The organism is Nonomuraea helvata, assembly GCF_039535785.1.
Classification (GTDB): Bacteria; Actinomycetota; Actinomycetes; order Streptosporangiales; family Streptosporangiaceae; genus Nonomuraea; species Nonomuraea helvata.
In genome coordinates this window covers 1,948,601-1,969,853 of the sequence record NZ_BAAAXV010000009.1, presented here as the reverse complement: position 1 = coordinate 1,969,853, position 21,253 = coordinate 1,948,601, and the positions used below count along the sequence as shown (strand labels likewise).

The 21,253-nt window shown below is 70.2% G+C and carries 22 protein-coding genes, 1 tRNA gene and 1 other RNA gene; 9 read left to right on the top strand and 15 right to left on the bottom strand.

What is annotated here, in order from left to right; genetic code table 11:
• Window positions 1-5: 5 nt before the first annotated feature.
• Entirely contained in the window at window positions 6-1,397 is a 1,392-nt protein-coding gene (locus ABD830_RS42535; RefSeq protein WP_345000157.1) for a DUF7059 domain-containing protein, read from the bottom strand.
• A 151-nt stretch (window positions 1,398-1,548) separates the two neighbouring features.
• On the opposite strand from ABD830_RS42535, the gene ABD830_RS42530 reads away from it, so the two are divergent.
• Window positions 1,549-1,908 carry a hypothetical protein gene (locus tag ABD830_RS42530; protein ID WP_345000155.1) on the top strand — a complete coding sequence of 120 codons (360 nt, stop codon included), beginning with the start codon at window positions 1,549-1,551 and terminating at the stop codon, window positions 1,906-1,908.
• Here ABD830_RS42530 and ABD830_RS42525 read toward each other — a convergent pair.
• A complete protein-coding gene (locus tag ABD830_RS42525) occupies window positions 1,862-2,452 on the bottom strand; it encodes a TetR/AcrR family transcriptional regulator (RefSeq protein WP_345000153.1) in 591 nt (196 codons plus the stop codon). The two genes, ABD830_RS42530 and ABD830_RS42525, sit on opposite strands and share 47 nt — an antisense overlap.
• On the bottom strand, window positions 2,449-2,964 hold the full coding sequence (locus ABD830_RS42520; protein WP_345000151.1) for a GNAT family N-acetyltransferase: 516 nt from the start codon (window positions 2,962-2,964) through the stop codon (window positions 2,449-2,451). The genes ABD830_RS42525 and ABD830_RS42520 overlap by 4 nt, the downstream gene beginning before the upstream one ends.
• 59 nt (window positions 2,965-3,023) lie before the next feature.
• Here ABD830_RS42520 and ABD830_RS42515 point away from each other — a divergent pair, with 59 nt between their 5' ends.
• From ABD830_RS42515 to ABD830_RS42500, 4 genes are all read left to right on the top strand, one after another.
• A complete protein-coding gene (locus tag ABD830_RS42515; protein ID WP_345000149.1) occupies window positions 3,024-3,503 on the top strand; it encodes a winged helix-turn-helix transcriptional regulator in 480 nt (159 codons plus the stop codon).
• A 42-nt stretch (window positions 3,504-3,545) separates the two neighbouring features.
• Window positions 3,546-4,331: an SURF1 family cytochrome oxidase biogenesis protein gene (locus ABD830_RS42510; RefSeq protein WP_345000146.1), complete on the top strand. Its 786-nt coding sequence runs from the start codon at window positions 3,546-3,548 to the stop codon at window positions 4,329-4,331.
• A 10-nt stretch (window positions 4,332-4,341) separates the two neighbouring features.
• The gene (locus ABD830_RS42505) at window positions 4,342-5,085 is read left to right on the top strand and encodes a tyrosine-protein phosphatase (protein ID WP_345000144.1); all 744 of its coding nucleotides are present in this window, start codon (window positions 4,342-4,344) and stop codon (window positions 5,083-5,085) included.
• A gap of 162 nt (window positions 5,086-5,247) precedes the next feature.
• Entirely contained in the window at window positions 5,248-6,444 is a 1,197-nt protein-coding gene (locus ABD830_RS42500; RefSeq protein ID WP_345000142.1) for an amidohydrolase family protein, read from the top strand.
• Here the strand turns inward: ABD830_RS42500 and ABD830_RS42495 are convergent.
• From ABD830_RS42495 to ABD830_RS42480, 4 genes are all read right to left on the bottom strand, one after another.
• Entirely contained in the window at window positions 6,441-6,794 is a 354-nt protein-coding gene (locus ABD830_RS42495; RefSeq protein WP_345000140.1) for a YkvA family protein, read from the bottom strand. The genes ABD830_RS42500 and ABD830_RS42495 overlap by 4 nt on opposite strands.
• Window positions 6,795-6,859: 65 nt before the next feature.
• A complete protein-coding gene (locus ABD830_RS42490) occupies window positions 6,860-8,278 on the bottom strand; it encodes an amidase (RefSeq protein WP_345000138.1) in 1,419 nt (472 codons plus the stop codon).
• Between the two features lie 9 nt (window positions 8,279-8,287).
• Window positions 8,288-9,247, bottom strand: a complete 960-nt coding sequence (locus ABD830_RS42485) for an LLM class F420-dependent oxidoreductase (RefSeq protein WP_345000136.1) — start codon at window positions 9,245-9,247, stop codon at window positions 8,288-8,290.
• Between the two features lie 33 nt (window positions 9,248-9,280).
• On the bottom strand, window positions 9,281-9,949 hold the full coding sequence (locus ABD830_RS42480) for a TetR/AcrR family transcriptional regulator (RefSeq protein ID WP_345000134.1): 669 nt from the start codon (window positions 9,947-9,949) through the stop codon (window positions 9,281-9,283).
• 361 nt (window positions 9,950-10,310) lie between these two features.
• On the opposite strand from ABD830_RS42480, the gene ABD830_RS42475 reads away from it, so the two are divergent.
• Complete coding sequence (locus tag ABD830_RS42475) at window positions 10,311-11,030, top strand: hypothetical protein (RefSeq protein ID WP_345000132.1); 720 nt, start codon at window positions 10,311-10,313, stop codon at window positions 11,028-11,030.
• Between the two features lie 138 nt (window positions 11,031-11,168).
• Here the strand turns inward: ABD830_RS42475 and ABD830_RS42470 are convergent, their stop codons facing one another.
• The 5 genes from ABD830_RS42470 to ABD830_RS42450 all read right to left on the bottom strand — a co-directional run bounded on the left by ABD830_RS42470 (window position 11,169) and on the right by ABD830_RS42450 (window position 15,088).
• Entirely contained in the window at window positions 11,169-12,230 is a 1,062-nt protein-coding gene (locus ABD830_RS42470) for an aspartate-semialdehyde dehydrogenase (protein ID WP_345000130.1), read from the bottom strand.
• A complete protein-coding gene (locus ABD830_RS42465; RefSeq protein WP_345000128.1) occupies window positions 12,227-13,501 on the bottom strand; it encodes an aspartate kinase in 1,275 nt (424 codons plus the stop codon). The genes ABD830_RS42470 and ABD830_RS42465 overlap by 4 nt, the downstream gene beginning before the upstream one ends.
• Before the next feature lie 84 nt (window positions 13,502-13,585).
• A complete protein-coding gene (locus ABD830_RS42460) occupies window positions 13,586-14,116 on the bottom strand; it encodes a DUF5063 domain-containing protein (protein WP_345000126.1) in 531 nt (176 codons plus the stop codon).
• On the bottom strand, window positions 14,109-14,708 hold the full coding sequence (gene recR, locus ABD830_RS42455) for a recombination mediator RecR (protein WP_185069491.1): 600 nt from the start codon (window positions 14,706-14,708) through the stop codon (window positions 14,109-14,111). Before recR ends, ABD830_RS42460 begins: the two co-directional genes overlap by 8 nt.
• Window positions 14,709-14,710: 2 nt before the next feature.
• Window positions 14,711-15,088, bottom strand: a complete 378-nt coding sequence (locus tag ABD830_RS42450) for a YbaB/EbfC family nucleoid-associated protein (protein WP_378521121.1) — start codon at window positions 15,086-15,088, stop codon at window positions 14,711-14,713.
• 281 nt (window positions 15,089-15,369) lie between these two features.
• On the opposite strand from ABD830_RS42450, the gene ABD830_RS42445 reads away from it, so the two are divergent.
• Window positions 15,370-16,779, top strand: a complete 1,410-nt coding sequence (locus tag ABD830_RS42445; RefSeq protein WP_345000122.1) for a helix-turn-helix domain-containing protein — start codon at window positions 15,370-15,372, stop codon at window positions 16,777-16,779.
• 173 nt (window positions 16,780-16,952) lie between these two features.
• On the opposite strand, the gene ABD830_RS42440 is transcribed toward ABD830_RS42445, so the two are convergent.
• Window positions 16,953-19,394 (bottom strand): DNA polymerase III subunit gamma and tau, encoded by a 2,442-nt coding sequence (locus ABD830_RS42440; RefSeq protein ID WP_345000120.1) that lies wholly within the window; start codon window positions 19,392-19,394, stop codon window positions 16,953-16,955.
• Window positions 19,395-19,424: 30 nt separating this feature from the next.
• Window positions 19,425-19,520, bottom strand: an RNA gene (gene ffs, locus ABD830_RS42435) — signal recognition particle sRNA small type.
• A gap of 86 nt (window positions 19,521-19,606) precedes the next feature.
• On the opposite strand from ffs, the gene ABD830_RS42430 reads away from it, so the two are divergent.
• Window positions 19,607-19,691: transfer RNA gene (locus tag ABD830_RS42430), tRNA-Ser, on the top strand.
• Between the two features lie 81 nt (window positions 19,692-19,772).
• On the opposite strand, the gene ABD830_RS42425 is transcribed toward ABD830_RS42430, so the two are convergent.
• Window positions 19,773-20,384 carry a tyrosine-type recombinase/integrase gene (locus ABD830_RS42425; protein ID WP_345000118.1) on the bottom strand — a complete coding sequence of 204 codons (612 nt, stop codon included), beginning with the start codon at window positions 20,382-20,384 and terminating at the stop codon, window positions 19,773-19,775.
• A 222-nt stretch (window positions 20,385-20,606) separates the two neighbouring features.
• Here ABD830_RS42425 and ABD830_RS42420 point away from each other — a divergent pair, with 222 nt between their 5' ends.
• A complete protein-coding gene (locus ABD830_RS42420; RefSeq protein WP_345000116.1) occupies window positions 20,607-21,176 on the top strand; it encodes a dihydrofolate reductase family protein in 570 nt (189 codons plus the stop codon).
• The last annotated feature ends 77 nt before the right edge of the window (window positions 21,177-21,253 follow it).

The following is a 21,253-nucleotide window of genomic DNA, read 5'->3' as shown; positions in this document are numbered from 1 at the left end:
GCGGATTAAAGCAGGAAATAACCCTCGGCTATGAGGGGCCTGACCGCGTCGGCGTCGGGGATCTCGCCGTCGCCGACCAGCTCGGCGATCACGTTGAGCAGGGGGCCGAGCGCCAGCTCGCCGTCGCACACGCCGGCCAGCGCGGCCTCCACCGTGCCGACCTCCCGGCTGCGGCGCAGCCTCTGCGTCTGGCGCAGCACGATGCGCATGGGGTCCTCCGCGCCAGGCAGTCCGATGCGCTCGTCCAGCAGGTCGTCGGCGGTGCGCAGGCGCGCCTTCCCCAGCTCCTTGGTCCGGTGGGCGACGGTGATGGCGTCGATCACGGAGTCCACGTAGTCGCCGGCCGGGAGCGCGACCTGGTGGTCCAGGTGCTCGACGCGTACGACCGGGTCGAGCGTGCCGGAGTTGCGCATGGTGATCCAGCCGAACCCGACGCCCTCGACCTTGCGCTCCTCGAACCAGGCCAGCCAGCGGTCATAGTGCTCGGCGTAGCCCTTGGTGCCCTGCTCGGCGGCGTCCCTGAGCCAGAGCTCGACGTACTCGGCCGGGTCCTGCACGTCGCGCTGGACCACCCACGCGTCGCAGCCGGTCTCGCGCAGCCAGCCGCCCACGCGGTCGCGCCAGTCCTCGCCCTCGACGTGCAGCCAGTTGGCCAGGAAGTGGGCCTGGCCGCCGGGGTTGAGGTGGCGGGGCGTGCGGCGTACGAGGTCGCGGCAGAAGCCGTCGCCGCCCGCCTCGCGATAGGTCAGCTCGCCTGTGGGCCCGATGACGAACGGCGGGTTGCTCACGACCAGGTCGAACAGCTCGTCCTCGACCGGCTCGAACATCGACCCCGTACGCGCGTCCACGCCGGAGACGCCGGACAGCTCCCAGCTCAGCCTGGCCAGCTCCACGGCCCGCGGGTTGACGTCGGTGGCCACGATCTGCTCGGCCCGTCCCGCCAGGTGCAGCACCTGCACCCCGCACCCGGTGCCCAGGTCGAGCGCGCGGCCCACCGGGCGGCGGGTCACGAGCTGGGCCAGGTTGGCCGAGGCGCCGCCCGCGCCGACGACGTGGTCGGGCCGCAGCGCCGGGTCGCCGGGGCGCACCTTGCGGTCGGAGACCACGTAGCCGCCGGTCTCCCAGGGCTGGAGGTGCACGGTCGCGCTCACCTGGTCGCCGTCGGCGCTGACCAGGCCGGAGTCGAGGACCTCCGGCGCGACGGACCTGGCCGGGACGGGAACGCCGAGCCACCACAGCCTGATCAGGGTGGCCAGGGGATCGCCGTCAGCGGTCGCCCGCAGGGCCGGGACCAGCTCCTCCCGGGCCAGCGCCGTGGCGGCCACGTCGCCCAGCCGATCGCGTACGCCGTCGATGGTGTATCCGGTCTCCAAGAGGTGATGGCGTAGTCGTTCCACAGGTCCATCTTTTCACTGCGGGCCCGTACGCATGATCTTGTCACCCAACGTGCTCATACTGTTACGCAAATGACCAAGCGTTCTGCAAGCGGCGGACAAGCGGATAGCGGTATCTCTAGGGAAGTAACCACGTCGTCCCGAGGAGCGGACCATGATGATCCCCTGCTTGGCTTGTGAGTCCCGGTTCGGGCCCGACGAATACTTCAGCGCCTGCTCCGACTACAACCGCGGCCTGGACCTCGTGTCCTGGACGTGCCCGCGCTGCGGCAACCGCGACGACCTCCGCGTGCTCCCGGACGAGCTCGGGTTCGGCTATCCGCACCGGGGCCGGTTCGACGTGCACGCCCGGGTGCGCGTGCCCGGCCTGCGCCGGCACCGCGGCGACCTGCGGCTGGACATCTCGCTCGACCGGGCGAGCTGGCACGTCTCCACCCCGCTCAGGCCGGCCGGCGTGCCGGTGCGCCTCACTGCTGGCGGAGGCTCTGCCAGGCGGCGGCGCCCAGCCCTTTGATCTCCTCTTCCGTGGGCGTGTGCGCGCCCGCGAACCACAGGCGGCACATCTCCTGCGCCGGACCCAGCCACAGCACGTAGCACATGGTCGGGTGGACGGGCTGGAGCAGGCCGTTCTTCATGTGCGGCCGCCACCAGTCGGACACCTGGCGGAAGAACGCGCGCCTGGCCTCGGCCACCTCCGCGCCGCCCGGCTCCTGCTTGCGCGGCGGCCGCTCGCTGACCAGCAGCCGGGCCCTCTCCGGGTGCTCGCCGGCCCAGCGCATGTGGAAGGCCACGACGGCCTCGATGCCGTCGCGAGCCTCCTTGTGGCCGACGAGCTCGGCGAGGAAGGCGTCCTGGTAGGCGGTGAGGATCTCGGCGTAGAGCACACCGAAGACGTGCTCTTTGCTGGCGAAGTGGTGGTAGAAGCTGCCGACGCTGACGCCGCTCTCCTCGCGGAGGCTGGCCAGCGTGGTGGCCGACACCCCGTCCTGGCTGAAGCGGCGGAGGGCGCCCTCGATGATGCGGGTCCGGCCGTCGCGTCCGTTCTTGGCACTCTTCACGCTGTCAATGGTGTGCCACCAGAACCTTGTTCCGCAAATAGACCGGCTGTATCGATCATAGCGGTCACCTCCACCGTTCCGGAGCAGACCGTCATCCGGGCGTCCGGCCAGAGCCTGCGGACGAGCCTGAGCACGCGCCGGTTCTCGCCCAGCACGTCCATGCCCACGGTCCTCGCGCCGCGCACGGAGGCCCGCAGCAGCAGCGTGTCGATCAGCCGGGGCCCGATCCCCTGCCCCTGCCACTGGTCCGCCACGACCACGGCGATCTCGACGTCAGCGCAGTCGCCCTTGAAGCTCATCGCGTGGCCGACGATCTCACCGTCCCCCAGAGTGGCGACGAGCGCGTCGCGGTGCTCGTCCATCGTGAGCAGCGCGCGCACCAGTCCGGGGGCCGGGCTGCTGATGCCCGTGAAGAACCGGAGCGTCTGCGTGTGCAGCGACAGCCCGGCCAGGAAGCGCCTGATCCGCTCCTCGTCGCCGGCGCGTGCGGGGCGGATCTGAGTTCGCTGCATAGACCCAGATTCTCAGTCGCAGCCTGAGTCTGTCAATTGAACTCAGATATACTGCAAAGATGAACGTTCCCTTCCGGGTGGACTTCCAGGTGGACAACTGCTCGATCGAGCGCACCCTGGACATCGTCGGGGAGAAGTGGACCTTCCTGGTGCTGCGTGAGGCGTTCAGCGGCGTACGGAGGTTCGCCGACATGCAGGCGATCACCGGCGCCCCCCGCCAGGTGCTCAGCGCCCGGCTGGCCCGGCTGGTCGACGAGGGCCTGCTGCGCAAGGAGCCCTACCGCGAGCCGGGTCAGCGGCAGCGCGACGAATACCGGCTCACCGAGAAGGGCCGCGACCTCTATCCGCTGCTGGTCGCGCTCATGCACTGGGGCGACAGATACCTGGCAGGCGAGGAGGGACCGCCGGTGGTGCTCACCCACCGCGACTGTGGCGCCCCCATCGAGCAGTACTTCCGGTGCGCCGACGGCCACGAGGTGGGCGGACCCCGCGAGGTGACCCCGGTGCCGGGGTCAGGAGCCGAGCTCAGCAGCGCATAGGCGCGTGCGGGGGCACCCCACCCGGTGCCTAGTCTTGAGAGCGTGTACCGGTTCCTGCTGACGCCCAGATGGCTCGCGCTCCATGTGGTGGTGCTGCTGGTCATCCCCGCCTTCGTGTTCCTCGGGCGGTGGCAGTTCGGGCGCTTCGAGGAGCGATCGGCCAACAGCGAGCGGGTCACCGCCAACCTCGAGGCCGCGCCCGTGCCGCTGGAGAAGCTGGTGCTCCCCGGGCAGCGCGTCCGCGAGGCGGACCGGTTCAGAAAGGTCCAGCTCACCGGCACGTACGACCCGGCCCACGCCCTGCTCGTACGCCGCCGCCCCCAGGAGGGGCTGAACGGCTTCTACGTCCTGACGCCCCTCGTCACCGGCGGCGGCACGGCGGTGATCGTGAACCGGGGCTGGGTCAAGGCAGGCGCCACCGCCGACGCCGCCCCCGAGGTGCCCCCTCCGTCCACCGGGCAGGTAACTGTCACCGGACGGCTACGGCTCAGCGAGACCGAGGAGTCCAGCGGTATCAGGGAGCGCTCCGGGCTGCCGCCGGGCCAGGTGCTGCTGATCAACGCCGACAAGATCGGGCAGGGGCTGCCGTACCGGCTCGTGGGCGGCTACGTGGAGCTGACCGAGCAGTCGCCCGAGCCCGCCACGGCCCCGGCGCCGGTGCCCGAGCCGGACGTGGGCGCCGGAGGCGGGCTCAACCTGGCGTACGGGATCCAGTGGTGGCTGTTCATCGGCATCGCCGTGGCCGGCTGGATCCTGCTGATCCGGCGCGAGGTGGCCGAGCGGAAGGCCGGGGAGCAGTCCAAGGAGTCCGTGACCACCGCCAATTAAGGTATTGAGGGTGATCCGCCACATTGAGTTCGCCAGTATCCGGAATTTTCGCGACGTAGGTGGATATGCCACCCAGGACGGGCGCACCGTCAGGTGGCAGCGCCTCTACCGGGCCGACTCGCTCGGCTGGCTGACCGGCGACGACCTCACGACCTACCGCGGGCTACGCGTCCGCATGGTCATCGACCTGCGCCATCCGTTCGAGATCGAGAAGGCGGGACGAGCCCCGGAGAACGAGGGGCAGCTCTACCAGAACCTCCCCATCGAGGGACGCCGCTGGGACACTTCGGTGTACAGCGAGGAGCTCGGCGTGGCGAGATATCTCGCCGACCGCTATCTGGAGATGACCGAGGACCGCGTCGACAACCTCAGGACCGCGCTGGAGGCGATCGCGCGGGCCGAGAACGCCCCCGTGGTGATCCACTGCGCCGCGGGCAAGGACCGCACCGGCGTGCTCACCGCCCTGGTCCTCTCGCTGGCGGGCGTCAGCGAGGACGACATCGTGGCGGACTACGCGCTCACCGGGCTGGCCACCGAGGCGTTCATCGCCGATTGGCGCAGGAGGCACCCTGACGCGCCGCGGTGGCCGGGGTTCGGGCTGGCGCCCGCCGAGACCATGCGCTTCTTCCTCACCGATCTGACGGCGCGGCACGGCTCGATCGAGAGGTACGTCACACAGGTCCTGAACGTTCCCCCCGCCACCATCGCCGAATTGCGCGACCATCTGCTGACTGAACCGGGCTCGGACGGGTAGTGGCAGCCCGGGTCGCGCCTGCTGCGTCCAGGCGAGCGGCCCAACCCGGGCCTGGGACCGCCCGCCATCCCCCTCCCGGCGGTCCCGGGTCAACAATCTTGGAGACCCAACGGATACGTCGCAGCTTGTTCGACGTTATCCGCTCGTCGTACGGTTACCTGCGTGACTACGCCGCTGCTCCCCGACCCTGACCCGAGGCGGCGCGACTACGTGATCATCTCCGCCGACGATCATCTGATCGAGCCTCCCGACCTGTTCGAAGGCCGGTTGCCGGAGAAGTATGCCGAGGTCGCGCCCAAGGTCGTGGAGACGGAGGCGGGGCACCAGGTCTGGCGCTACGGCGGGGCCACCTACCCGTGCGCCGGCATCGACGTGGGCGCCGGGCTGCCCCGCGAGCAGCGCACGCTCGACCCCATCAGGTTCGAGCACATGCGCCCCGGCTGCCACGACATCGAGGCCCGCATCCAGGACATGGACGTCGCGGGCATCTGGGCCGCGCTGTGCTTCCCCGGCATGCTGGCCGGGCAGTCCGGCATGCCGTTCGCCAGGACCCGCGACCAGGAGCTCGGGCTCGCCCTGGTCAAGGCGTGGAACGACTGGCACATCGACGTCTGGGCGGGCACCTATCCCGAGCGCATCATCGGCCTGCAGCTCCCGTGGCTGCCCGATCCCGACGTGGCCGCCAAGGAGATCCGCGCCAACGCCGCCCGCGGCTTCAAGGCCGTCGTCTTCCCCGAGTTCCCGACCCGGCTCCGGCTGCCGTCGATCCACACCGGCCACTGGGACCCGTTCTTCGCCGCCTGCGAGGAGACCGGCACGGTCGTCGCCCTGCACGCGGGCGACTCGTCGTGGTCGCCCGTGCCCTCACCCGACACGCCCATCGAGGCCATCACCACGCTGATGCCGACCACCGCCATGTTCGCCTGCGCCGACTGGCTCTGGTCCGGGGTGCCGCTGCGCTTCCCCTCGCTGCGCATCCTCATCGTCGAGGGCGGCGTGGGCTGGCTCCCGATGCTGGCCGAGCGCGCCGACTACGCCCTCGACCACCCGGTCGCCGGCGAGGCGTCGTGGGAGGGCGGGCTCAAGCCGAGCGAGGTGCTGCGCCGCAACTTCTTCTTCGGCACGCTCGACGACCACGCGCTGTCGGGCGTGCGGCTCGCGGTCGGCCTCGACCACGTGGTCCAGGAGAGCGGCTACCCGCACTCCGACTCGACCTGGCCGGACACGCAGAAGTCCGTGGCCCGCAACCTGGGCTCGCTCCCGCCCGCCGACATCGCCAGGGTCGCCTACGGCAACGCGGCCCGTCTGTTCGGCCACCCGCTGCCCTCACGTGCCTGGCTGCGGATGGAGGAGATCTAAGCCTCCTCTTCCAGGAGCCGCGCCTGGATGACGCGCCGCTCGTGCTCGACGTAGCGCCCGCTCTCGCCGAGCAGCGCGGCGGCGAGCCACAGGAACACGCCGAAGTCGTCGGCCACGCCGATCAACATCAGGAAGTCGGGCACCACGTCGACGGGCGACAGGATGTAGACCACCCCGAGCCCGAGCAGGGCCAGCCTGCCCTTGCCCATGCCGTCGTACTGCCCGCGCATGACCGCGCCGACCATCCGTGGAATCGCCCTGACCCTGGTCATCAAGCTGGGCGAGCCTGGCTTGGTCACCTCGCGGTACGTACGCCACGCCGCCGCTGCCCGTGCTGCCTTCGCCATCATGAGAACCCCCCTACCCCCGACCTCTCACGACATAACGCGTCGGCACGGCCACGAGTTCCTGGCGGTCAGCGCATCGCCCCGTGCTCGAACGGCCTGACCAGCTCGATCTGCGCGGCCACCCTGATCAGCAGGTCCTCCCTCCCCGCCGCCGCCACGAGCTGCACGCCCACCGGCAGGCCCGCCTCGGTCGTGTGCAGGGGCAGCGAGATGGCCGGCTGCCCGGTCGCGTTGATCGGCGAGGTGTACGCCACGGCGTGCCCGGTCCTGCCGAACGCGGTGCTGAGGTCGTCCGGCGGGATCCAGCCCACCGGGAACGGCGCGACGCCCAGCGAGGGCATCAGCAGCAGGTCGTTGCCCTCGCCCCACCACGCGGCCATGCGGCGTCGGAAGCCGTCCACCCACTGGGTGGCCAGGATGTGGTCGGCCGCGGTGTGCTTGTGCGCCGCGGCGAGCATGGCGGCGTTGCGCGGCTCCAGCTCCTCCGGCTGGACGGGCTTGCCGCGCAGCTCGCCCAGGCTCGCCACGTGCGCGGCCAGGTTGTTGGCCACGACGGCGCCGAACTGCTGGGCGAAGCCGGGCTCGCCGAGCGCCCTGGGGCCGTCGGGCGCGACGTCGTGACCGAGCGACTCCAGCAGCGCGGCCACCCTGGTGACGGCCTCGGTCAGCTCGGGCGACCCGGGCACGGCCCCGTTGGGATGCCTGGCGACGAACCCGATCCGGAGCCGCCCCGGCTCCCTGCCCACCTCGGCGGCCAGCGGCCCCGGCAGGGCGGGAGCGTCGTACGGGTCGCCCGGGTACAGGCCGGACACGACGTCGAGAGCCGCCGCCGTGTCACGCACGCTCCTGCTCACGAACCCCGCGCACGAGAACCCGCTCCACCCCTCGCCCATGGCCGGCCCGGCGCTCACCCGCCCGCGCGTCGGCTTGAGGCCCACCAGACCGCACAGGGACGCCGGGATGCGGATCGAGCCGCCCCCGTCGCTCGCGGTGGCCAGCGCCACCATCCCCGCCGCCACCGCCGCCGCCGACCCCCCGCTCGAACCGCCCGGCGAGTACGCGGGGTCGTACGGATTGCGCGTGGGCCCGAACGCCACCGGCTCCGTGGTGATCGTGCTGCCGAACTCGGGGGTGTTCGTCCGCCCGAGCATGACGAACCCGGCCTCGCGCAGCCGCACGACGCCGTAGCCGTCCACGCCGGGCTCGATGCCGTCGCGCACGTTCGAGCCCGCGCTGTACGGCTCGCCCGCCTGCCGCCAGCCGAGGTCCTTGAGCAGGATCGGCACGCCGCGGAACGGCGCGTCCTCCGGGATGGAGTCGATCTCGGCCAGCGCCCGCTCGAACCGGCGGTGGATGACCGCGTTCAGCGCGCCGTCGTGGGCCTCGATGTGCGCGATGGCGGCCTCGGCCAGCTCCCGCGCCGACACCTGCCCGTCCCTGACCGCCTGGGCCTGACCGACCGCGTCCAGCCTGAGTACGTCGTCCATGCCACGCTCCTACGCCTTCGGGGCCAGCTCCCGCACGGCCTGCTCGATGGAGACCTCCCCGCCCGGGATGGGCGCGAGAACAGGGGTGTCGAGCCCGCTGTCCACGTACTGCCGGATCCGTGCCCGGCAGGTGGCCGCGTCGCCGTGCACGATCAGGGCGTCGACCACCTCGTCGGGGATGGCCTTGAGCGCCGCCTGCCGGTCGCCGGCCCGCCACGCCTCGTGCATGGGACGCAGCACCTCGCCGCGGCCCAGCCAGTCGTGGAAGGCGGCGTACACCGGGACGGTCAGGTAACTGGCCAGCATCCACCTGGCCATCTCGCGCACCCGGTCGGCGTCCTCGCTCACGCAGACGAACAGGCGGGCGATCAGCTCCGTGCCCTCGCCGATCTCGGCGCGCACCTTGCGTACGTCGTCGGGCGAGAGCCAGTTCGTGATCGCGCCGTCGGCCTCCTCGGCGGCCAGCCTGAGCATCCTGGGCCGGAGCGCGGCCAGCACGATCCTGGGCGGGACCTCCGGGGCCCGCTCCAGCTTGAACCCCTTGACCTCGAACGTCTCGTACGCCTCCGAGACCTTCTCCCCCGCCAGGGCCTTCTTCAGGAAGCGCAGCGTGTCACGCGTGCGCGCGTACGGCCGCTCGAACCGCCCCGCGTTCCACCGCTCCACGATCGCCGGCGAGGACGCGCCGATGCCCAGCACGAACCGCCCGGGCGCCAGGTCGGCCAGCGTGGCCGCGGACATCGCCAGCAGCCCAGGACCGCGTGTCGAGACGGGCACGATGGCGCTGCCCAGCCTGAGCCCCGGCGCCCACTGCGCGGCCATGGCCAGCGGGACGAACCCGTCGGCCCCGTTGACCTCGGCGGACCACGCGTCGGTGTAACCGAGCCCGGGCAGCTCCTCGATCAGCTCCCGCGACCTGGACAGCGGGCGATCGGAGAACGGGATGGTCATGCCCCAGTTCTGACTCATTCACGCACCGTACCAACCGACCGGTATGTGATTCTAGGCGCGCAACTCGTGGACCGCCGCGATGAAGTCCTTCGTAATTCCCCTCAAACCAGGCAGATGCGACAGCCCGACCAGCCGGTCCACGAGCGGCACCGTCACCTCGATCAGGCGGTACGTACGCGCGCACCCCGGCGAGGTGTCGTGCACCCAGAACAGCACCATGCCCATGGACAGCAGCCAGAGCAGCTCGGGCAGCTCCTCGCGGAGCTCGGCGTTCATGCGGTCGCGCGACCCCTCGACGACCTGGCGGTAGATCGCGATGGAGGCCTCGCGGGCGGGCGACGACTGCTTGCTGAACGGGCTCAGCGGGTTGGTCGGCTCCGCCGCGTGCTTGTAGAACTTGACGGCGAACTCGTGGTAGGGCTCGGACACGCGTACCCACTCGCGTAGCACGCCGCTCAGCCTGGCCGCGAACGATCTCTCGGTGGCCAGGAACTCCTTGCAGGCCGCCTCGTGCTCGGCCTGGGCGCGGTCGTAGTACGCCTGGATCAACGCCTCCTTGCTCTCGAAGTAGTAGTAGGCGTTGCCCACGGACACCCCGGCCTCGGCGGCGATGGCACGCATTGTGGTCGCGTCGAAGCCGCGCTCCCTGAACAACCGCAATGCCGTCTCGACGATGACCTCTCGGGTGCTCTCCGATCCTCGGTTTCGGGCTTCGGACACGTTCGTCACTTTACGTCGTGATGGGGCACCGAGCAGAAAACCTGCTCATCTGCCTGCCGCCCCTCCGTTGTGTCGGGCCAGGGCCATAGCGGCAGCCCAATTTAGCAGGTTTCCCGGTCCAAGGTCATGGAGCCGCACGGTGATCGCCGCCACAAGGCAAAGTTGCGACCGCGGCATGAGTTATCTCCTGTGAATGGTGGGATTGTCGTTTGTGGCGGAAGGGCTATTTCCGCGAAAAGGCATCGACATGTGGATACGTGGAACAGTGCGTCTCACAGCAGTCGCACTCCTCGGCGTTGAGATCTCCATAATCGCGCTGGCCTCGGCCGCTTCAGCCGCTACCCACCCCGGAGGGTCGCCGGTGCCGAGCAGCCACGACAGGGCCGGACCCACCGACTGGGACTACGAGCTCGGGCCTCGTCCTGAGAGCTCATGGGCCCGCGAATGGCTCATGATGGGCCGCAACGACGTTGTGGACCTCCTGGACCAGCCGATGAGCGAATCGGCCGGCACGCAGGACTGGATCGTGGAGCCCGAGGCCGCGCAGCGGCCGCCACGTCCTCCGGCCGCCGAGCCCGCCGCAGGGCGCGTACGCGTCCGATCGGCTCGAATATCCAAGGCGCGTCCGCGCCTGCCCCGCAAGAACGCCCGCGTCGACCTGACGCGCGTCCTGCCCCGGCAAGGGGCCATGCAGATGACCCACGCCATCGCCAGCGGCTGGCTGAGGAGTGAGGGCGTGCGGACGAAGTCGACCGGCAACTGCACGAGCAAGCACATACACCGCTGCACCTCGCTCGACTCGGTGCGGACCGGGACGATCGCCGGAATCATGGAGCTGAGGCGCGAGAGCAAGTGCCCGATCATGGTGACGGGCGGCACGGAAACAGGCCATGCTCCCGGGGTCTACAGCCATGGGAACGGCTACAAGCTCGACATCTCCCACAACAGCTGCATAGATCCGTACATCACGAAAAATTATGACAAGGCCGGAGTGCGCAGCGACGGCGCGCCGCTGTACCGCTCGGACTCAGGCACGCTTTTCGCCGACGAGAGCAGCCATTGGGACATCCTCTTCCGGTGAGGGCTGCTCGTTCACAGTACCGGTTCGGGCTCCCGCCGTCGGGACGCCACGCCTGCGGGACGGGCAGCCGGTTGCCGCGGCCGTGAGACGGCGGACGCCGCGCAGGAAGCACGGCGTCACACCATCTGACGGACTGGACTACAGCTCGGCCGCGATCAGCTCGGCGATCTCCGCCGCGTTGAGCGCCGCGCCCTTGCGCAGGTTGTCCCCGCACACGAACAGGTCGAGCGTGTTGGGGAAGTCGATCGCCTGCCGGATGCGGCCCACGTAGGTCGGGTCGTTGCCCACGACGTCGAGCGGCGTCGGGAACACGCCGTTGGCCGGGGCGTCCATGAGGACCACCGTCGGCGCCGCCTCAAGGACGCGGTGCGCGTCGGCGACCGTGATCTCGCGCTCGAACCGCGCGTGCACGGCCAGGGAGTGGGTCGTGACCACCGGCACGCGCACGCAGGTCGCGGAGACCTTCAGGTCGGGGATGCCGAGGATCTTGCGGGACTCGTTGCGGAGCTTGAGCTCCTCCGAGGCCCAGCCGCCGTCCTTGTAGGAGCCCGCCCACGGCACCACGTTGAACGCGATGGGCGCGGGGAACGGCGAGTCCTCGGGCAGCTTGTTGGCCAGCACCTTGCGTACGTCGCCGGCCGCCTGCCCGACCGTGCGGTCGCCGGCCAGCGCCTCGACCTCGTCGTAGAGCCGCGCGGAGCCCGCCACACCGGCGCCCGACACCGCCTGGTAGGAGGCGACGACCAGCTCGGTGAGCGTGTACTCGGCGTGCAGCGCCCCCATGGCCGCCATCATCGACAGCGTCGTGCAGTTGGGGGTCGAGATGATGTTGCGCGGCCGGTTGCGGGCGTCGAGCGGGTTGACCTCGGGCACGACCAGCGGCACGTCCGGCTCCATGCGGAACGTGCCCGACTTGTCGATCGCGATCGCGCCGCGCTCGGCCGCGATCGGCACCCACACCGCCGACACCTCGTCGGGCACGTCGAAGATGGCCACGTCGATGCCGTCGAAGACCTCGGGCGCGAGGGCCTGGACCACGACGTCCTCACCGCGTACCTGGAGCACCTTGCCCGCCGAGCGCGGCGAGGCGACGAGACGGATCTCGCCCCAGATGTCCTCACGGGACGACACGATGTCGCGCATGACGGTGCCGACAGCACCGGTCGCGCCGATCAGAGCGAGATTGGGCCTGCTGCTCATCGTCCACTACCTCCGTACACCACGGCTTCGACCTGGTCGGCGTCGAGCGAGAACGCGCGGTGGGCGGCCGTCACGGCCGCGTCGACGCCGTCCTGCCCGACGATCACTGAGATGCGGATCTCCGAGGTGGAGATCATCTCGATGTTGACCCCCACGTCGGCGAGGGCCGCGAAGAACGTCGCCGTGACGCCGGGGTGCGAGCGCATGCCCGCCCCGATCAGCGACACCTTCCCGATCTGGTCGTCGAAGAGCAGCGACTCGTAGCCGATCTGGGCCTGGATCTTCTTCAGCGACGTCAGCGCCGTCTGGGCGTCGGCCGTGGGCAGCGTGAAGGAGATGTCCGTGCGGCCCGTGGCCGCGGCCGAGACGTTCTGCACGATCATGTCAATGTTGATCTCGGCGTCTGCCAGCGTTTTGAAGATCGAGGCAGCCTCTCCGACCTTGTCGGGGACCCCGACAACAGTGATCTTGGCCTCGCTCCGGTCGTGCGCGACGCCGGAGATGATCGGCTGCTCCATCTCGGTTCCTTCGGTGTAAGGGTCGGAGACGACCCACGTGCCTTCCTTGGTGCTGAAAGAGCTGCGTACGTGAATCGGCAGGTCGAACCGGCGCGCGTATTCGACGCAGCGCAGGTGCAGGATCTTCGAGCCGCAGGCGGCCATCTCCATCATCTCGTCGTAGGAGATCCTGGGGATCTGCCGCGCCGCCGACACGATGCGCGGGTCGGCGGTGAACACGCCGTCGACGTCGGTGTAGATCTCGCACACGTCGGCCTGCAGAGCCGCCGCCAGCGCCACCGCCGTGGTGTCGGACCCACCGCGACCCAGCGTGGTGATGTCCTTGGTGTCCTGCGAGACGCCCTGGAACCCGGCCACGATCGCGATGCGGCCCTGGTCGATCGCCTCACGGATGCGGCTGGGCGTCACGTCGATGATGCGCGCCTTGCCGTGGGTGGAGTCGGTGATCACACCTGCCTGCGAGCCGGTGAACGAACGGGCCTCGTGGCCGAGGTTGGCGATCGCCATCGCCAGCAGGGCCATCGAGATGCGCTCGCCCGAGGTCAGCAGCATGTCGAGCTCGCGGCCCGGAGGCAGCGGCGACACCTGCTCGGCCAGGTCGAGCAGCTCGTCCGTCGTGTCGCCCATGGCGGAGACGATCACGACCACGTCGTTGCCGGCTTTTTTCGTCGCGACGATCCGCTGCGCGACCCGCTTGATGCAGGACGCGTCGGCGACGGACGAACCACCGTACTTTTGCACAACGAGCGCCACGAGAGTCTCCCGGTTTGGACTGTGAGCTGCCAGTCTACTGGGGCCATCTCATGCGGCCGATGGGCCGTTCCACAATATGGATGATCAGACCGCGGTGGTCTCCTCGGCCACGTCGAGGCGCGAGTGCGCGGCCAGGGCCTGCAGCGCGCGCATCGCGGCGCCCGCGTGGTTGCCCCAGGTGTTGAAGTAGGAGTACTGCCACCACCAGAGCGCCTCGTGGGGACGCCCCGCGTGGTAGTGGCGCAGCCCGTGGATGAGATCGGCGGCGACCGCGGTCAGGTCGTCGGAGAGCCGGTACGGGGTGACGCCGGTGTCCTTGTACGGGTCGAACACCTCGGCGTAGTCGTCGACGGCCTCCAGCCGCTCGGCCAGCGCGGTGCGCACCCCGTCGATGTCGGGGTCCTCGCTCATCGGCGGCTCGTTGTTGCCCGAGAGGATCACGTCGCGGTTGGCCCCGAGCTTGGCGCCCGCCAGACTCACCTGCGCGACCTCCACCAGCAGCAGCGACCAGATGGCGTCTCCGCCCTCACCGTTCGCCACCCTGGTCAGACCGTCGACGTAGTCCTGCGCGTGCACGGAGATCTCTTCCGCAAGGGCGCTCCACTGGTCAGACATCCAGCAGCCTCCGTCCTTCGAACGCGCGGCCCAAGGTCACCTCGTCGGCGTACTCGAGGTCACCGCCCACAGGCAGACCGCTGGCCAGTCGTGTCACTTTGATGCCCATCGGCTTGACCAGACGGGCCAGATAGGTAGCAGTCGCCTCACCCTCGAGATTGGGGTCGGTGGCGAGAATGAGCTCGGTCACCCGGCCGTCGGCCAGGCGCGTCATGAGCTCGCGTATGCGCAGGTCGTCGGGGCCGATGCCGTCGATCGGGCTGATCGCGCCGCCGAGCACGTGGTAGGTGCCGCGGAACTCGCGCGTCTTCTCGATCGCCACGACGTCCTTCGACTCCTCGACCACGCAGATCACGTGCGTGTCGCGGCGCGGGTCGCGGCAGATACGGCACTCTTCCTCCGAGGCCACGTTGCCGCAGACCCGGCAGAAGCGGACCTTCTCCTTGACCTCCAGCAACGCGTGCGCCAGCCGCTTGACGTCGGCAGGATCGGCCGCCAGCAGGTGGAACGCGATCCGCTGCGCGCTCTTGGGACCGACGCCGGGCAGCAGGCCGAGCTCGTCGATCAGGTTCTGGACGACCCCTTCGTACATGCCTAGAACCCTGGCAACTGTCCGAGGCCGCCGCCGCCCAGCCCCTGGGCCAGCGGGCCGAGCTTCTCCTGCTGCAGGTCGGCGGCTGCGCGGACGGCATCGCGGACGGCCGCGATCACCAGGTCGGCGATCGTGTCGGCGGTGTCCTGCGGGTCGGCGGCGTCGATGACGCTCGGGTCGATCTTGAGCTCGAGCAGCTCGCCCGAACCGTTGACGACGGCCGTGACCATGCCGCCGCCCGACGAGCCCTCGATCTGCGCGTCGTTGAGCTCCTGCTGGGCGCTCACAAGCTGCTGCTGCATGAGCTGGGCCTGCTCCAGCAGCTGCTGCAGGTTGACATCCCCTGGGTTCACCGTGGTGCGCTCCTCGTGGCTCCGCATTCGTGACTCCACGAGCCTACGGGGTTTGGGCGGCGTCATGTACTGGGGTGCCCCCGCCTATGGGATGTTTTTGGCCGGATCTCGGCCCCCCTCCAGCGTCCGAGACCCGGCCACCACGTCGGCGGAGCGGCCGCACCACGCCGACGCGTTGATCCAGGACCCTAACGAGCCCAACGTTGCACACAGGTTGCGTACGTTCAACCACTCTCCGCAATCCCCCCGAATGGCTTGCGCGGATCGTCCGCAAGACGGATGCTTCAATTGACTACTTGGAGTGACCGATGAGTTACGCCCATCTCAACGCGTACTCCCGTCTTCTGCGCGGAGCACACGAAGCGGCGGGGACCGGCCGCGCCCTGCCGGAGCTGCCGCGCCGCCTGATCACCGCATCTTGGGAACGTTCCCTGCAAGCCGGGATCGATCCGGAGAGCACGAGCGCGCCACTGGTTTACGACCGTCCCCGCATAAAGGACGCTCGTCAGGCCCATCCCCTGCGCCCGTTGCTGCCCATGATCGCCGAGACGCTCACCGGCCTGGCCGACGAGGTGTTGATCGTCACCGATGGTGACGGCCGTGTGCTCTGGCGTGACGGCAGTCACTCGATCATGAGCCGCGCCGATCGGATCGGCCTGGCCGACGGGCACCAATGGACCGAGGACAGCGTCGGCACCAACGGCATCGGCACCGCCCTCGCGGCCGGCCGGCCCGTGCACGTCTACTCCGAGGAGCACATCATGCGGGTGCTGCACATCTGGTCGTGCAGCGCCGCGCCCATCACCGATCCCGACTCCGGCATGGTCATCGGCTGCGTCGACGTCAGCGGCACCGCGCGCAGCCTGCATCCGGCCACCGTCGCCCTGGTCGCCGCCACGGCCAAGCTCGCCGAGACCCAGCTCGCGCTGCGCATGCACGAGCGCGACGAACGCCTGCGCCGCCGCTACGAGTCCCTGCGCGGGCGGCCCGGCGTGCTGCTGTCGTCCACCGGCCGGGTCCTGCTGGGCGACCCGGCGGGCGACCTGGGCGAGCGCCTGCGCCTCACCGGCCGCCAGGTGATGTTCGGCGACGGGTCCGTCGGGCTGCTGGAGCCGTTCTCCGAGGGGTACCTCCTGCGTCCCGCGCCGTCCGACACGCCTCCTGCCCTCGCCCTCACGTTCCTCGGCGAGAGGCCGCCCAGTGCCACGTTCGGCGAGCTCGACCGGCCGCTGTCGCTGCGGCACGCGGAGATCCTGGCCCTGCTGGCGCTGCATCCGCACGGGCTGACGGCCGAGCAGCTCTCGTTCCACCTCTACGGGGACGACGGCAATCCGGTGACGATCAGGGCGGAGATCCACCGGCTGCGGACCCAGCTGGGTGAGGCCATCGCGGCCAAGCCGTACCGGCTGACGTGCCCGCTGGAGGCCGACTTCCTGGAGGTGCGACGCCACCTGTCGGTGAACGACACCCGTGCGCTGGCCTGCACGTACACGGGTCCGCTGCTGCTGCGCTCGGAGTCGCCGGAGATCCGCCGCGAACGCGACGAGCTGGAGGCGCAGGTGCGTGCGTGCCTGCTCCGGCACGGGTCGCCTGACGAGCTGTGGGCGTACGCGCAGACCTCCAACGGCCATGACGACTACGAGGTCCTGGAGCGCCTCGCCTCCCTTCCCCACACCGACCCCCGCTCCGCCGCCGCGCGCTCCCGCCTTTGCGTGTGAGCCTTTTGGAGCGCTCCCATTCGACGCTCCACGGCCGCACCCCGCCCACCATCTGGGTGGGACGTCCATCGAGCAGCCACGAGCAAGAGGGTCCACCCGTGCCGAGTGGGGCGTCGTAGAGCGGGCGGTGCGGTGTGGCGCGTCGCGTCGCGTCGCTGAGAGGCGCTTGCGGATCAGGTGTGGTCGATTTCGCCGATCACCTGGGCGCCCAGCTCACGTTCCAGCAGAGCCATGCCCGAGACCGCGTCCACGTCGGCGTCCGCGTCGTTCAAGGGGTCCACGTCGTCCGAGAGCGGGACCTTGTTGCGGCTCGGGACCGTCTCCGGCCAGGCCGCGGCGCCGCCACGGGCGGTCGGGGCGCGGGGGCCCGCCTGGGCGGCGGCCCTCGCCGCCGACTTCGCGGCGGCCATGCCAGTACCGCCCGCACCCGGTGAGACGCCCCCGGACGGAGCCGCCACCGCAACGGCGGCCTGTGCGACGGGCATCGTGCGGGTCGGGTCCGGGGTGGGCGGAGAGCCGGGGCCGAAGTCGTCGGGAGCGTCGGGCCAGGACTCGTCCGTGGTCTGGCGTCCAGGAGAGGCGGCCGGAGGTTGGTCGGAGCCGGGCTCCTGGGCGTCGTGGGCGCCGCCGTGCGACGCCGTACGGCCCTGGGGCTGGGACGCGACATGCGCGCCTGCCGCCCCTTGAGACCCGGCCGACCCGGCCGACCCTGTCGGGCCCGCCACCGCGCCGTTACCCGCGGCCGGCCCACCATGACCCGCGGCCGGGCCGGCGTGACCTCCGGCCGGGCCACCGTGCGACGGAGGCCGAGAGGAGCCTCGGGGAGGAGGCGGGGAGCCGCCGACGACCGCTTCGACGCGCCACGTGCCGCCGAGCACGTCGCCGAGCGCGCCGGCCACCACGGCGTCCTTGCCGCCGCCCGTGAAGTTCTTCATCGCGCCGACCTGGGTGAAGCCCAGCGTGACGATATTGCCTTCCACGCCCACCACCTGGGCGTTGGTGCTCACGTTCGCCCAGACCACGATGCTGCGCTGCTTGAGCGAGGCGAGCACGGCGGCCCACTGCGCCTGTACGGCGCCGACCCCGCTCCCCGTGGGAGCGCCGCCGGCCGGTCCCCCGCTTTCCGCCTGAGACGTCTGCGGCGCGCCGCCCACCGCCGCCGCCTGCGTACCGCCTGATGCCCCCGCGGACGGGGAGCCAGGACGTACCGGCTCGGGCCGGTCGTCAGCCCCCGCAACCGCTGCCGGCTCAGCACCGGCGGCATGCGGCTGCGCAGCTGGAACGGCAGGCGCCTGAGCATTCTCGCCGGCCGGACCATCCCCCGCCACCGCGGAGACCCGGGCGCCGGCGTGGCCCGACGCGGTGCCGGGCCGCGGAATGGGGACGGCGGCCGGGGTGGGCGCCCCGACCGCGGAGGCGGGCGCGGCGGGAGCGGCCCGTACGGCCATCTGGGCGACGGCGCCGCCGCGTTCGAGGCGTTCGAGGCGGGCGAGCAGAGCCTCCTCGCCCTGCGAGGCGCCGGGGAGCAGCACGCGGGCGCACATCAGCTCGAGCAGCAGCCGCGGCGACGTGGCGCCGCGCATCTCGGTGAGACCCGCGTTGAAGACCTCCGCCGCGCGGGTCAGCTCGGCCGGGCCCATCGAGGCGGCCTGCTGGACGAGACGTTCGAGTTCGTCGGCGGGGCGGTCGAGCAGGCCGCTGGAGGCAGCTTCGGGAACGTTCGCCAGGATCACCAGGTCGCGGAAGCGTTCGAGCAGGTCGGAGGCGAAGCGGCGGGGGTCGTGGCCGCCCTCGATCACCCGGTTGACCGCGTGGAACACCTGTCCGCCGTCACGTGCCGCGAACGCGTTGACGACCTCGTCGAGCAGGTCGCCGTCGGTGTAGCCGAGCAGGGAGACGGCCTTGGCGTACGTGATGCCGTCCTCCTCGGCCCCGGCGAGGAGCTGGTCGAGGATGGAGAGCGAGTCACGCGCGGAGCCCGCGCCCGCGCGTACGACGAGGGGCAGCGCGGCGGGCTCGAAGGGCACGTTCTCGGAGGTGAGGATCTCCTCCAGCAGACCGCGGAGCGTCGCGGGCGGCATCAGCCGGAACGGGTAATGGTGCGTACGCGACTTGATCGTCCCGATGACCTTTTCCGGCTCGGTCGTCGCGAAGATGAACTTCAGGTGCGGCGGGGGCTCCTCGACGAGCTTGAGCAGCGCGTTGAAACCCTCGCGGGTCACCATGTGCGCCTCGTCGATGATGTAGATCTTGTAACGCGCGGAGACGGGGGCGAAGAAGGCCCGTTCGCGCAGGTCGCGCGCGTCGTCCACGCCACCGTGCGAGGCGGCGTCGATCTCGATGACGTCGAGGTGACCCGGCCCGGTCGGGGCGAGCGCGACGCACGACTCGCAGACGCCGCACGGGTCGGGCGTCGGACCCTGCTCGCAGTTGAGAGAGCGCGCCAGGATGCGGGCGCTGGAGGTCTTGCCACATCCGCGGGGACCGCTGAACAGGTAGGCGTGATTGATCCGCCTCGTGCGCAACGCCTGCCGCAACGGATCGGTGACGTGCTCCTGACCCTTGACCTCGGCGAACGTCCCGGGCCGGTACTTGCGATAAAGCGCAAGGCTCATGCGACCATCCCGCCTGCGAGGGGCTCTCAACGAAGAGACCCCTCGCACACCCGCCAGAGCCCGCTTATCCTTGCTGCCTTCCGGCCCTGGGGAGGTTCACAGGATGACGCCGCGCGAGGGGTCCCTGAACAGTCTAGCCGGATGCCGCAGTGCTTGCTCCACCCCGGAAAAGGTGGTCTGCGCACGCCCAGAAGTCCGGTAAGCTCGTCGGCGGAGGATTCGCCTAGTGGCCGAGGGCGCACGCTTGGAAAGCGTGTATAGGGCAACCTATCAGGGGTTCAAATCCCCTATCCTCCGCGCCTGGTTGAGGCAGTAAACGCGAAGGGGCCGACCCCATCCAAGTCGGCCCCTTTCGCTATTCGGGTCTCAGTTTGGGTCTCAGTTGGCCTTTCCAGAGCCCCTGTCTGCCTCCCAGATGAGACCCCCGACTTGCTTGGCCACGGTCTGCCGGATGCCGTCTGTCACGTGCTGATACCGCGCCGCCATGCCCGAGCCGGACCACCCCATGATCGCCATGACCGTGCGCTCAGGCACGCCGAGAATGGCGGTGTGGCGGGCGTCGTGAAGACGGCCATCCCGTAGGCCAGTGGCCTTGAGCAGGGCCTTCCACTCGTGGTAGTCGGTGTACGGACTCACGGGCTGGCCGGTCGCCGTGGTGAAGACCCAGTCCCCCTCTTGCCAGAGCTGGCGAGCCTCTTCGCGGTCCCTGTCCTGCTCTGCCTTGTGCTTCCTGAGCAGGGTCACCAGCTCATCCGGCAGGCCGATCACGCGCCGTCCAGCCTTCGACTTGGTGTCTGACGTGGCCTCGTTGACCTGCTTGCGTTTCGGGCAGTAGCCGGGTTTCCGGCCACAGGGCTGGTCGCCACCGCCATGGGCGTACTTGGGACGCTGACGACTGCGCCGCACCCGCAGAATGCCCTTGTCGAGGTCCACGTGCGCCCAGCGCAGGCCCAGGGCCTCACCTTGACGCAGGCCGAGCGCGATCCCCACCGCGCGCTGGAGGGGCAGTAGGTCTCGCAGGGCGCTTCGAGACCCGTTGCGAACCTGAACGCCCCGAGCGCCCGAATCGGTCGCGCGCTCGGTCTGCGGTCTGGTTCGCATCACGACGGTGTTGAGCAGGTGGGATCGGGCGCCGATGAGAAATGGCGCCGACAGCCGTCTAAGTAGACGTCCGGTGAAAACGCGCTGCGCGCATCAAGGGAGAGCAACGAGATGAGACCACTTCGATACTCGATCAACGTCACGCTCGACGGCTGCTGCCATCACGAGGCAGGGCTCCCCCCGGACGAGGAGTCGATGCGTTACTGGACCGCTGAGATGGAGCGAGCCGATGCCCTGCTATTCGGCCGGGTGACCTACGAGATGATGGAGTCGGCGTGGCGGAAGCCGGCCACGGACACGTGGCCTGACTGGATGGATGAGTGGCAGATCCCGTTCGCCGAGACCATCGACCGGGCGAAGAAGTACGTCGTGTCGAGCACGCTGAGCGCGGTCGATTGGAATGCCGAGCTGGTGCGAGGCGACTTCGGGCAAGCGGTTCAGCGGCTCAAGCAGGAGTCAGGCGAGGGCCTGTGGGTGGGTGGCGTGACGCTCCCCCTGGCGTTGGCAGATCTGGGACTGATCGACGAGTACGAGTTCCTTGTGCAGCCGGTCCTTGCCGGACACGGGCCGACGTTGCTCGCCGGTCTGCGCGAGCGCATCCAGCTCGAGCCCGTGGACCGCCGTAAGTTCCGGTCGGGGGCGGTCGCCCTGCGATACCGGCCCACGCGAGTTACGGCTTGACGTGATTTATCCTGGCACGTTGGCCTCTCCCTCGCGACGGAACGACGGCTCGGAGTCGCGTTGGCCGCGCTGGCCGT

Excerpts from the sequence above, each read along its gene's own strand:
- ABD830_RS42530 (WP_345000155.1), top strand. The coding sequence starts at position 1,549 with ATGATGATCCCCTGCTTGGCTTGTGAGTCCCGGTTCGGGCCCGACGAA.
- ABD830_RS42520 (WP_345000151.1), bottom strand. The coding sequence starts at position 2,964 with ATGCAGCGAACTCAGATCCGCCCCGCACGCGCCGGCGACGAGGAGCGG.
- ABD830_RS42515 (WP_345000149.1), top strand. The coding sequence starts at position 3,024 with ATGAACGTTCCCTTCCGGGTGGACTTCCAGGTGGACAACTGCTCGATC.
- ABD830_RS42495 (WP_345000140.1), bottom strand. The coding sequence starts at position 6,794 with ATGATGGCGAAGGCAGCACGGGCAGCGGCGGCGTGGCGTACGTACCGC.
- ABD830_RS42490 (WP_345000138.1), bottom strand. The coding sequence starts at position 8,278 with ATGGACGACGTACTCAGGCTGGACGCGGTCGGTCAGGCCCAGGCGGTC.
- ABD830_RS42485 (WP_345000136.1), bottom strand. The coding sequence starts at position 9,247 with ATGAGTCAGAACTGGGGCATGACCATCCCGTTCTCCGATCGCCCGCTG.
- ABD830_RS42470 (WP_345000130.1), bottom strand. The coding sequence starts at position 12,230 with ATGAGCAGCAGGCCCAATCTCGCTCTGATCGGCGCGACCGGTGCTGTC.
- ABD830_RS42460 (WP_345000126.1), bottom strand. The coding sequence starts at position 14,116 with ATGTCTGACCAGTGGAGCGCCCTTGCGGAAGAGATCTCCGTGCACGCG.
- recR (WP_185069491.1), bottom strand. The coding sequence starts at position 14,708 with ATGTACGAAGGGGTCGTCCAGAACCTGATCGACGAGCTCGGCCTGCTG.
- ABD830_RS42450 (WP_378521121.1), bottom strand. The coding sequence starts at position 15,088 with ATGCGGAGCCACGAGGAGCGCACCACGGTGAACCCAGGGGATGTCAAC.
- ABD830_RS42445 (WP_345000122.1), top strand. The coding sequence starts at position 15,370 with ATGAGTTACGCCCATCTCAACGCGTACTCCCGTCTTCTGCGCGGAGCA.
- ABD830_RS42440 (WP_345000120.1), bottom strand. The coding sequence starts at position 19,394 with ATGAGCCTTGCGCTTTATCGCAAGTACCGGCCCGGGACGTTCGCCGAG.
- ABD830_RS42420 (WP_345000116.1), top strand. The coding sequence starts at position 20,607 with ATGAGACCACTTCGATACTCGATCAACGTCACGCTCGACGGCTGCTGC.